Origin of the sequence: Spiroplasma sp. ald, from assembly GCF_044714355.1 — a bacterium.
Taxonomy (GTDB): Bacteria; Bacillota_I; Bacilli_A; order Mycoplasmatales; family Mycoplasmataceae; genus Spiroplasma; species Spiroplasma phoeniceum.
The window spans coordinates 1-10,359 of record NZ_RXFY01000033.1; the positions used below are offsets into that span (position 1 = coordinate 1).

Consider the following 10,359-nt stretch of genomic DNA (forward strand, 5'->3'; position numbering starts at 1 on the left):
TGGTTTTACAAATAAAAAAACCATTTTAGTAAATGGTTTAATTTATTATTCTTATTCAATTTCTATGTATTTTTTAAAACCCTTCTTTTTTCCATGCGACCATATTATTAATTTAGCAAATAAGCTGAACATTGATGTGGCTTTAGTTACTAATAATCCGAACATTGATCAATTATATAAAATTAAACATAAAATTTTATTTGAAGTTCATACAAAAGAAAATGAGCGTTTTCCAGCATTATCTTCTAAAATTGTTCAAATTTTAATATCTGATATCATTTTTCGAAGTTTATTAAAAATTCATCCAAATTTGGAAAATAAGATTAACGCAGCTAACGCAATTAACGAAGACTACAATCAAAGTGCTAATAAAAATAAAGACTCTTAATTAAAAGAGTCTTTATTTTGTTCATTTTCAAACATCTCTTTTGTATAGTTAAAGACACTACTATACTTTTGAAGAATATCAGTTACTGCTAAATCAGCTTTAATTTTTCCTGCTGATAAATAAATAACCCGCTCACAAAAACGTTCAATTTCTTCCATATTGTGTGATACGAGCAACATTGCTCGTTGATTAATAATAATATTTTGTTCTAAAAATTGAAAAATAGTTTCTTTAACTGCAATATTTAAGCCAATTGAAACTTCATCCAAAATTACTAATTGTGGCTGATGAATAACTGACAATAAAATGTTTAATCGCTGTTGCTGACCTCCTGATAATTTAACAATCTTTTTTTAGCAACTTCTGTTAACTGATAAATGCTAATTAATTGTTTAATTTCATCCTGCTGGAAAGATAACTGAAATACTTTACAATAATATTTAATCATATCCATTATTGTTAACCCATGTGGATATTGGGAATTTTGAAACTGCATTCCAATGGTTAAATTTGGTTGATAAATAATTTCACCATTATTAGGCTTTCGCACACCAGCAATAATCTCGCTTAATGTTGTTTTACCACTTCCATTAGCACCAATTAAACCAATTTTTTCATGTTGATGGATTATTAAATTAACATCTTTTAAAACAAATTTTTGATGGTATTTTTTGCTAATAGCTTTGGCTTCTAAGATAATTGCCATAAAATCCTCCTATTTTTAAGGCTAATTATTCCTTATTTTACCATTAAGGAAAAGATTTTCATTTTAACTTTATCGTAAATAAAGCGTAATTTGCCAAACTATACCATTTTCAAGAAAAAAGATTTCATTTTATAATCTCCAAAGAAGTATTATAATTGATCTTAGGAAAGTAAAATTCTCAATTCCATCAATTTTTGGTATCATAAATATTCATTAACAAGATTTAAAAAGATATATTTTGGTCATAAACTATAATTGTAACGGCAATGAACAATATGACATAAAATAAAAAAATGATATTATTAAATATCATTTTTTTATCTAAAAGTACTAATTTTGATTTGTTGCTTTAAACTTTCCACTAACAATTTGTCAGCAATCCCTTGACTAAATGCTGTCGCTGATCCAGCACAAATACCGGTTAACATTCCTTCTTGATAATCATCTGTTGCTAAATATGTTCCAACAAATCCAGCAACCATTGAATCACCAGCGCCAACTGAATTAATTAATTGTCCTGTTGCAGTATTACCAACATAAACATTTGTTGGAGTAATTAAGATGCTCCCATCCTTACCACTACTAATTAAAACATTTTGTACCCCTTGTTCTTGCAATCTTTTTCCTAAAGCAACAATTTCTGCTTTTTGAGTAAATTGGTAATTTGTTTCAAATAGTTCATTTAATTCCGTTAAATTTGGTTTAATTAAGAATGGTTTAGATGATAAAGTTGATAATAAAACATCTTTTGTTGCATCAACAACAAATAAGATTTCATTTTCATCACAGTAAGTACTAATTGTTTGATATAAATCAGATGGACAATTGCCTGGTAATGAACCAGAAATAATTAAACAATCATTTTTGGTTAATTCTGTTTTAAGAATTGTTAACAGTGCCATAACATCATCAGCACTAACAGAAAAAGCAAGACCGTTTAATTCTGTTTCTTGTTTTATTTCTAAACTTTTAATTTTTATATTAGTTCGGTTTTTACCATTAACTTCATGAAAACAAGCACCAACCTTTTGCTCTATCAAATAATGTTCAAACATTTCCTTATTATCACGCCCCAAAAAGCCTAATGCTGTAGTTGAATATCCTAAATGTTGCAACATTACGGCAACATTAATTCCTTTGCCACCAATTACTTCATACTCACTAATCGCTTTATTAGTTTCTCCTACCTGGAAATTAGGAACTTCAATAACTTGGTCAATTGCGGGATTTAATGTTAATGTATAAATCATTTTTTCGTACTCTTTCTCTTTTTATTTTAGTATTATAAAAACCCAATGAGTTGGGTTTTTACTTTTTAAATTAAATTGCTAAAATAATTTTATTGTTTTTAACATTATGCATTCTTCAAAATCCAAGAATCAAGGCACTAATAAAGCTTCCAATAATTAGTGCAGTAACTGAAATTAAGACTGCTACTCCAATTGAAGCACCATGATTAGCAATACTAAATCAATTTTTACCATTATCTTGAATTTGCAATAGCGGAAAGACAAAAACCCCCCCGTGAGGTGCTGCTAAGGTTACACCAAAACCACTAACAATTGCACCAGTAATAGCACTTCCAGCCATAATTGATGGAATTGTTCGTTTTGGGTCAGCAGCAGCAAATGGAATTGCCCCTTCGGTAATAAAACATGCGGCTAAGAAATAGTTAGTATTTCCTTGCTCAACATCTTTTTTTGTTCAATATTTTTTAAACATTCTTGTACATAGGGCTAATGCTAATGGTGGTACCATTCCTGTTAACATTGCACAAGCCATAAAGACTGTTCCCCCATTCGTTGAGCGAATTCCTTCATAAGCTGTTTGTGTAGCATCAATTGTTAAGGTTCCAAAGACATAGGCAGCTTTATTAATTGGTCCACCCATATCAACAGCCATCATTAAACCAATAATAATTCCAATTAAAGCATTTAAATTATAATCAGCAATTGCTTTTAAACCCAAACTTAAACCGTAGTTTAAATATCCTAGTGGGATATTTAAACCAAACATTAAGATTCCTGCTGCTAAAGCTGTTAGAACAGGGATTAATACAATATCACGAACTCCTCGTAGTGATGGGTGGAACCGAGCAAATCCTTTTTGGCATCCATATACAGCAAAGGCAACAAGATAACCACCAATTAAGGCTCCAAAAAATCCTGAGTTAAAGTTTGAAATTGAATCAGGGAATAATCGCCCTCATGTATTTGCTCATCCCGTTTTATTTTCTGCATCATATAACATTCCATGAGCATTAGCAATTAATCCTGCTGTCATCCCGGGTAATAATCCTTGTGGTCCCACAATCGAGTAACATACATAAGCACCTAAAATTGGAACGATCATACCAAAGATTACTTTTCCTAATCCTGAAAATCATGCAGCAACATCACGAGTTACCCCAAAATCTTTTCCTGTTTTACCTGAATCTAATAAGAAACCAATTCCTAAAATAATTCCTCCAGCAACCACAAATGGTAACATTCGTGAAACTCCTCCTAAGAGGTTTTTTGTTACATCTTTAAAGTTTTTTAAACTTAATTCACCAACTTCATCGTTACCACCTTTGCCACCTTTGCCAATTGTTAAACGTTTACCATTCAAAGCATCTTGAATAACATTAGAGCCATGGTAAATAACATCTTTTGTACTTGTTTCTAAATATGAAACACCCTTAAAACGATCCATTCCCGTAATTTTTTTATCAATCCCAAGAATAATTGCTTTTGCATTAGCAATGTCGGTTGCTGTTAAGACATTTTCATTACCGCTACGCCCTTGCGTTTCAACTTTAATTGTTAAGCCCATTGCCTTTGCTGCTTCTTCCATTTTTTCTTTTGCCATATAAGTATGGGCAATTCCAGTTGGACAAGCTGTAATACCAATAACATCATAGTGACCATCGGTTTTCATTTTATCGTGGTCAGTAACTGGTTCAATAAATGCTTTAAGAATATCAGCAAAAGTTTTTGCCGCACGAATTTGGGCTACAACTTCACTTTTTCCTAAAAAACCAGCTAATTTTGCTAGTGCTTGTAAATGTTGCTCTCCTCCTTGTTCTGGCGTAGTAATCATAAAAATGATATCAACTGGTTTGTTATCTAAACTTTGTCAATCAACTGCCTTTTCTAATGTCATAATTGCAATTGATGGTTTGGTAACACTACTGCTTGAACAGTGGGGAATTGCTAAACCATCACCAACCCCCGTTGGACCTTCTGTTTCACGTTTTTCTAAAGCTTTAATTAGCTTTGCTGAATCAGTAACTGTTTCATTGTTAACTAATGCTGTTGCTAATGTTGCAAAGACTTCAGTTTTATCTGTCGCAGAAGTTTTTAAAAAGGTTGTTGCTTCAGTAAAATAATCAATTATTTTCATAATTTTTTATCCTTTGATCCTTTCTATGAACTTGTAATAATTTCAACTTCCGAACGAGAAGCGAATTTTACTAATGATTTAATGTTAAATTTTGATGAATCAGCAAGAATATAACTTTTTGTTGCTAGTTTAATAACCTCTGCTTTAATCATTGTTTCATCTGGGTCGGTCGTATATAAATCCTGACCACTAATCCCATTCACGCCTAAAAAAGCACAATCAATTTGATATTTTTGTAAAGTCGTAATGGCTTCTCAACCAATTAATGCTCCTGTTTGGTGTTTATATTTTCCTCCCAAGACATAAACATTATTAAATTCTCCTAAAGCTAATAGTTCTACATGGAAAATTGAATTAGTAATAATTACTAAATCATCTGCTGGTTGTAATAACTTAATTAATGCTAAGGTTGATGAACCAGCATCCAAATAAAGGCACATTTTTGGTTTAATTTTTTTAACCGCATGGCGTGCAATTAAATATTTTTCTTCCGCATGCTGTTGGATTTTTTCATTTAATTGTTCTTCTATCCGAACCTCATAACTCTTTTGTAATTTAACACCACCATGCACTCGTTTTAATAACCCTTATTACTCCATTTCCGTTAAATCACGGCGTAATGTTGTTGGTGATAACTGCAATTGTTTAATTAAGTCGTTAACTAATACTAATTGTTATTCATCTAAACAAGCTAAAATTTTTTCTCATCGCAATTTTTTTAACATTTTCTCACCAATTTTAATTATATCTTATTTTTAACCAAAAACAACCAAAAAAAAAAAAAAAACCATTACTTTGTAACGGCTTTCTCAGTATAAGCTTCAATAACATCTTGCTCTTTTAAATCATTATAGTTTTTAATTGTTAACCCACATTCAGCCCCTGTTTTGGCTTCTTTAATATCATCTTTAACATGTTTTAATGATGCCAATTCACCACTATAGACGATAACTCCATCACGTAAAACTCGAACTCGTGATTTTCGTGGAATAATACCATCAGTAACATAACAACCAGCAATAGTTCCAATATCAGAATGACGGAAAATTTGACGTACTTCCGCTTGTCCTAACACTTCTTCAACCATTTCTGGATCTAACATTCCTTCCGCTGCGGCAACTATTTCTTCAGTTAATTTATAAATAATTGTATGCAAACGAATTGCAACACCTTCATCTTCGGCTTTTTTCCGAACATGAGCTGTTGGACGAACATTAAAACCAACAATAAATGCTTGACTAGCTAAACCTAATGTTACATCACTTTCAGAAATTGCCCCAACAGTTGCTCGTAAAACATTAATTCTTACACCTTGAATATTAATTTTTAATAGACTTGCTTTTACCGCTTCAACTGTTCCTTGAGTATCAGCTTTTAAAATAATATTAATTTGTTTTAATTGTCCATCTTTAATTTGGGCTGATAAACTTTCTAACGAGAAATTTTGATTTTTATAACGTTTATTCATTGTATCAATTGTTTTTCGTTTTAAAGCAATTTCACGTGCTAATTTTTCATCTCGAAAAACCATAAAACGGTCACCAGCATTTGGTACTTCATTTAAACCATGAATCATAACTGGAGTTGATGGTCCTGCTGATTTAATTTTTTTACCACTCTCATCAGATAAATCACGAACATAACCAAAAGTATAACCAACAACTAAGGCATCTTTAATATTCAATGTTCCTGATTGCACCAATAGTGTTGCAACTGGTCCTAAGCCACGATTTAAGTGTGATTCAAGCACTGTTCCTAACGCAAAACGATTTGGATTTGCTTTTAATTCCAATTCCATTAAATCAGCCATTAATAAAATTGTATCTAATAATTCATCAATTCCTTGTTTTTGTTTAGCACTTCCTTTAACATAAGAAGTTGTTCCTCCTCACTCTTCTGGAGTTAATTCTTCTTGTGATAATTGCATTAAAATATTATCTAAATTTATTCCAACTTTATCCATTTTATTAACAAAAACAATAATTGGTACGCCAGCTGCTTTGGCATGATCAATGGCTTCTTTAGTTTGCAACATTACACCATCATCAGCGGCAACAACTAAGACAACAATATCTGTTACTGCACTCCCTCGTGCGCGCATTTGTGTAAAAGCTTCATGTCCAGGAGTATCAACAAAGGTAATCTTTTCACCATGTTTCGTTTTAATTTGATAAGCCCCAATATGTTGTGTAATTCCCCCATGTTCTGTACTTACCACATTAGTATTACGAATGTTATCTAATAGGGTTGTTTTCCCATGATCAACATGGCCCATAATTGTGACAATTGGTGGTCGTTTTTCTAACGAAGCAGGGTCATCATTAACTTCAAAACTTTCAATTAAGTTTTCATGTGTTACTGATTTTTCACGTTTAAAATCTAACCCGAATTCTAAACATAACTCTCCCAATTGCTCTTCAGTTAAAAAAGTATTTTGATTTAACATTATCCCCTTACTAAAAAAGTATTTAATAATTTCACTAACGGGTTTATTAATTTTTTGGGCAAACTCAGCAATAGTTAATGCCTCATCATAAACAAAAACTCCTTCGGTAACATGTGCTTCAACCGTTTTTAATTGTGATTGAATCCGATTTCGTTGTTTTTTAGCTAATGTTTTTTTATTTTGTTTGTTATTTTGACTACTCATCTGTCCCTCCTCCTTTTTGAATTTTAAGAATTATTTAATAATGTCAGCAACCGTTGGGCAAGATGTTGGTCACTAATACCAATCATTTTAACATTATTTGTTCCTAAAGCTTGTTGGGTTAAATTGAAATCAAGGCAACTAAAATAAGGGATCTTATAATAAAAACATTTTTGTTGATATTTTTTTGCTTGCGTAGCACCAACATCACTGCTTGTTAATACTAAATAAACAGTTTTTTGTTGAATGGCAGTTAACAAACAAGCCCCTGTGATTAGTTTACCCCCTCGTTTGGCTAGACTAAGATAACTATATCCTTTTTGATCTATCATCGTTAATCTCAACCTTCACTAATTTCACAATATAACATTTCGTAAAATTGATCGGTTAACTTTGTTTTTAAAGCACGTTCTAATGCATGAGTCTTTTTTGCTTTTTCACAAATCTCTAATGTTGGTCGTAAATAAGCACCGTGCCCATTGGCCTTTCCGGTTAGATCAATAATAATTTCCCCGTTTGGTGTCTTAACAATTCGTACCAATTCTTTTTTTGGTAACATTTGTTGTGAAACAACACATTTTCGTAAGGGAATTTTTTTATGATTTGTCATCGATATCCCTCCTAGTTAATTATTTATCTTGATCATAATAATCATCATAGTCGTCATAATTAATTTCATCGTCATCATCATCTTGATTTTCAAATTGTTCACTCTCAAAATAAGAAAGATTATCTTCAATTTCTTGAATTTCATTTTCTAATACTTTAGGAGTTGATTCTGTTAAATCATCAACATGATAATTTTCTTCATCTAAAATCATTGTTTCTTCAGCCATTTGTTCTTCAATAATTTCAAATTTTTCAACTGGTAAACCGGCTGTTATATCAACAGTATTTGTTTCAACAGTGGCTTTTGGTTTAATTTTATCTTTTAATTTAACTTGTAATGCACTAAGTTCATCAGTTGTTAAATTTCCATTTCATAAAATTTCAACTTGTTTCGTTAACGCTTCACTATAACTCATAATGTTTAGTTTTCATTTTGTTAACTTTGCAACTAATTTTGCGGCACTTCCACCTTTTCCAATTGCTAATGATAATTGCTCATCAGGAACAACAATGTGAGTTTCTTTTCCTTCATCATTAGTTGTAATTGAAATTACTTTTACGGGTGATAATGAGTTAATAATAAATTGTTGACTATTATCATTATAAATACAAATATCAATTTTTTCATCTTGTAATTCAGCTGTTACTTTATTAATTCGACTGCCCTTGCTACCAACACAAGCACCAATCGGATCAATATTTTCATTTGTACTATAAACAGCAATCTTACTACGACGCCCAGGATCACGAGCAATTGCTTTTACTTCAATTACTTGCTCAAAAATTTCTGGAATCTCACGTTCTAATAAACGATATAAAAAATCATTGCTTGTTCGTGAACCAGTAATTTGTCCTGCATTTTTTGATTTAACAACATCTTCTGCTAAAAAAGTAATTGGTTGGCCAACTTCAAAATGGTCAGAAAAGATCAAATTTTTTCGAGGAATATAAGCAAATGTTCGTTCGACTTCAACTAATAAGTATTTTTCTTCAGCAGCAATAACAACACCTGTCATTAAGTGTTCTTTTTGGATAATATATTCATCAAAAATTGAATCCTTTTCTGCTTCTTTAATTTGTTGTTTAATAATTTGGCCAACTTGGAAAATTGCTAATCGTGAAAATTCTTCTGAATTAACTGGTTCATAAACTTTATCATCAATTGTAATTTGATCACCATATTTTTCTTTGGCTTCATTTAAACCAATTTCTAATAAATCATCTTCTACTTTTTTAACAACAGTTAATTCTTTTTCAACTTTAATTTGTCCTGTTTTTTGATCAATCTCAACAATAATTGTTGCTTCTGCATCAAAATGTTTTTCATAAGCCTTCCTAATTCCTTCTTTAATTGAATCTAAAATTAAATCACGACTAATTTGTTTTTCACTAACAATTTCATCAATTGTTGACAATAATTTTGCACCATCAATCATGCTATATAACATTCCTTTCTTAAAATTTAACCGCACAACGCGCAAATTTAATATTTTGATAATTTGTTTGCAAGGTTTTGCGAGCACCTTTAACAAAATAAGTAATAGTAAGATTTTGTTGCTGATCAACCATTGATAATTCACCAGTAACTTTAACTAAATTATTAACTTTTTTGTTAAATTCTAAATAAACATACTCCTTAACATGTTGTTGTAGTTCATTTCAATTTCGTAATGGTCGCTCAGCACCTGGTGTTGAAACTTCTAACAAGTATTCTTCTGAAAATAAATCAAGACTATCAACCAATTCATTAATTTCTTCACTAATAACTGTTAGGTGATCTAAATCAAGCACAGTTGTTTTATCTTCAATTAACACTTGTACAAAATTTGTGTCAAACTCTTGTAAATAATTAATTGCAAACAAAGTTAAATTTTGCTTTGCTAAATAATTTTCCAAAGCTGCCTTCAATTTTGTTTCTTGTTGTATAAAATGTTCTATTCAACACCATCCTTTCTTAATCAAACATAACTAAATTTATGGCATTAAAGAAAGAGCACGTTTGTGCTCTTTCTTGACCTGTTTTAATTACTTTATTATTATTATAATACCTTATTAATAAAAATGCAACAAAATTAAGAAGATAAATTAGGAAAGGTAGAATAAAAATAAAGTGTTACATCATATTTCAGTTCTTTTTTAAGATATCTTTCCCCTATATAAACAACTTGTATTTACTATAATAAAGTTAAAAGAGAGTTATGATTTTTCACTTTAATAACACAATAATTTTTAAAAATAATGCTAAATTCAAAAGGAAAGAAAAGTTAATAATGAAAAGAATATTAATTATTTTAATGTATAAACAACACACGAGGAGTTCAAGTTGCAGGTTGTTACTAGGGCGTCAATTTTTATTAAAAAATGGGGTAATTTTTAGAATGCTATGTTTTCCACCAGTTATGACTGGTTGTTGAGATCAATAAGATTTTGATGATTATTAATAAAAATAACTTTAAAATAGTTTATTATCGCGTCTAATTACAACAATATTAATAATTTTATTTTTTTCACTTTTAATTCATTAGACTTCTTGCATAACCTAGTTATTTTAAAATTCCTATAAAATATATTTAAAATAGAAATTATAGGAATCTAAAATTATGAAATTTGATAAATTTGATTTTA

At 30.3% G+C, this 10,359-nt stretch carries 11 protein-coding genes and 2 pseudogenes; 2 read left to right on the forward strand and 11 right to left on the reverse strand.

The genetic code is table 4. From position 1 onward, the window contains the following. Nucleotides 1-388 (forward strand): annotated as a pseudogene (locus EHU54_RS02600) (hypothetical protein); the annotation flags it as partial. Here EHU54_RS02600 and EHU54_RS02605 read toward each other — a convergent pair. The 11 genes and pseudogenes from EHU54_RS02605 to EHU54_RS02655 all read right to left on the reverse strand — a co-directional run bounded on the left by EHU54_RS02605 (nucleotide 385) and on the right by EHU54_RS02655 (nucleotide 9,642). Beyond that, on the reverse strand, nucleotides 385-690 hold the full coding sequence (locus EHU54_RS02605; protein WP_400248797.1) for a hypothetical protein: 306 nt from the start codon (nucleotides 688-690) through the stop codon (nucleotides 385-387). The pseudogene EHU54_RS02600 and the gene EHU54_RS02605 overlap by 4 nt on opposite strands. 18 nt (nucleotides 691-708) lie before the next feature. Further along, a pseudogene (locus tag EHU54_RS02610) lies at nucleotides 709-1,094 on the reverse strand (ATP-binding cassette domain-containing protein); the annotation flags it as partial. Between the two features lie 317 nt (nucleotides 1,095-1,411). Next, entirely contained in the window at nucleotides 1,412-2,344 is a 933-nt protein-coding gene (gene pfkB, locus EHU54_RS02615; protein WP_400248786.1) for a 1-phosphofructokinase, read from the reverse strand. A gap of 70 nt (nucleotides 2,345-2,414) precedes the next feature. Beyond that, nucleotides 2,415-4,478 carry a fructose-specific PTS transporter subunit EIIC gene (locus tag EHU54_RS02620; RefSeq protein ID WP_400248787.1) on the reverse strand — a complete coding sequence of 688 codons (2,064 nt, stop codon included), beginning with the start codon at nucleotides 4,476-4,478 and terminating at the stop codon, nucleotides 2,415-2,417. Nucleotides 4,479-4,501: 23 nt separating this feature from the next. After that, complete coding sequence (locus EHU54_RS02625; protein ID WP_400248788.1) at nucleotides 4,502-5,050, reverse strand: DeoR/GlpR family DNA-binding transcription regulator; 549 nt, start codon at nucleotides 5,048-5,050, stop codon at nucleotides 4,502-4,504. 18 nt (nucleotides 5,051-5,068) lie between these two features. Then, nucleotides 5,069-5,149, reverse strand: a complete 81-nt coding sequence (locus tag EHU54_RS02630) for a DeoR family transcriptional regulator (protein WP_400248796.1) — start codon at nucleotides 5,147-5,149, stop codon at nucleotides 5,069-5,071. Between the two features lie 119 nt (nucleotides 5,150-5,268). Beyond that, nucleotides 5,269-7,128, reverse strand: coding sequence for a translation initiation factor IF-2 (gene infB, locus EHU54_RS02635; protein WP_400248789.1), 1,860 nt, complete (start codon nucleotides 7,126-7,128; stop codon nucleotides 5,269-5,271). Nucleotides 7,129-7,151: 23 nt separating this feature from the next. Next, nucleotides 7,152-7,457, reverse strand: coding sequence for a L7Ae/L30e/S12e/Gadd45 family ribosomal protein (locus EHU54_RS02640; protein WP_400248790.1), 306 nt, complete (start codon nucleotides 7,455-7,457; stop codon nucleotides 7,152-7,154). A gap of 2 nt (nucleotides 7,458-7,459) precedes the next feature. Continuing rightward, nucleotides 7,460-7,735 carry an RNase P modulator RnpM gene (rnpM, locus tag EHU54_RS02645; protein ID WP_400248792.1) on the reverse strand — a complete coding sequence of 92 codons (276 nt, stop codon included), beginning with the start codon at nucleotides 7,733-7,735 and terminating at the stop codon, nucleotides 7,460-7,462. 19 nt (nucleotides 7,736-7,754) lie between these two features. Further along, nucleotides 7,755-9,170 carry a transcription termination factor NusA gene (gene nusA, locus EHU54_RS02650; RefSeq protein ID WP_400248793.1) on the reverse strand — a complete coding sequence of 472 codons (1,416 nt, stop codon included), beginning with the start codon at nucleotides 9,168-9,170 and terminating at the stop codon, nucleotides 7,755-7,757. 19 nt (nucleotides 9,171-9,189) lie between these two features. Next, nucleotides 9,190-9,642: a ribosome maturation factor RimP gene (locus tag EHU54_RS02655; RefSeq protein ID WP_400248794.1), complete on the reverse strand. Its 453-nt coding sequence runs from the start codon at nucleotides 9,640-9,642 to the stop codon at nucleotides 9,190-9,192. Between the two features lie 362 nt (nucleotides 9,643-10,004). Here EHU54_RS02655 and EHU54_RS02660 point away from each other — a divergent pair, with 362 nt between their 5' ends. Next, nucleotides 10,005-10,157, forward strand: coding sequence for a hypothetical protein (locus EHU54_RS02660; protein ID WP_400248795.1), 153 nt, complete (start codon nucleotides 10,005-10,007; stop codon nucleotides 10,155-10,157). Nucleotides 10,158-10,359 lie beyond the last annotated feature (202 nt).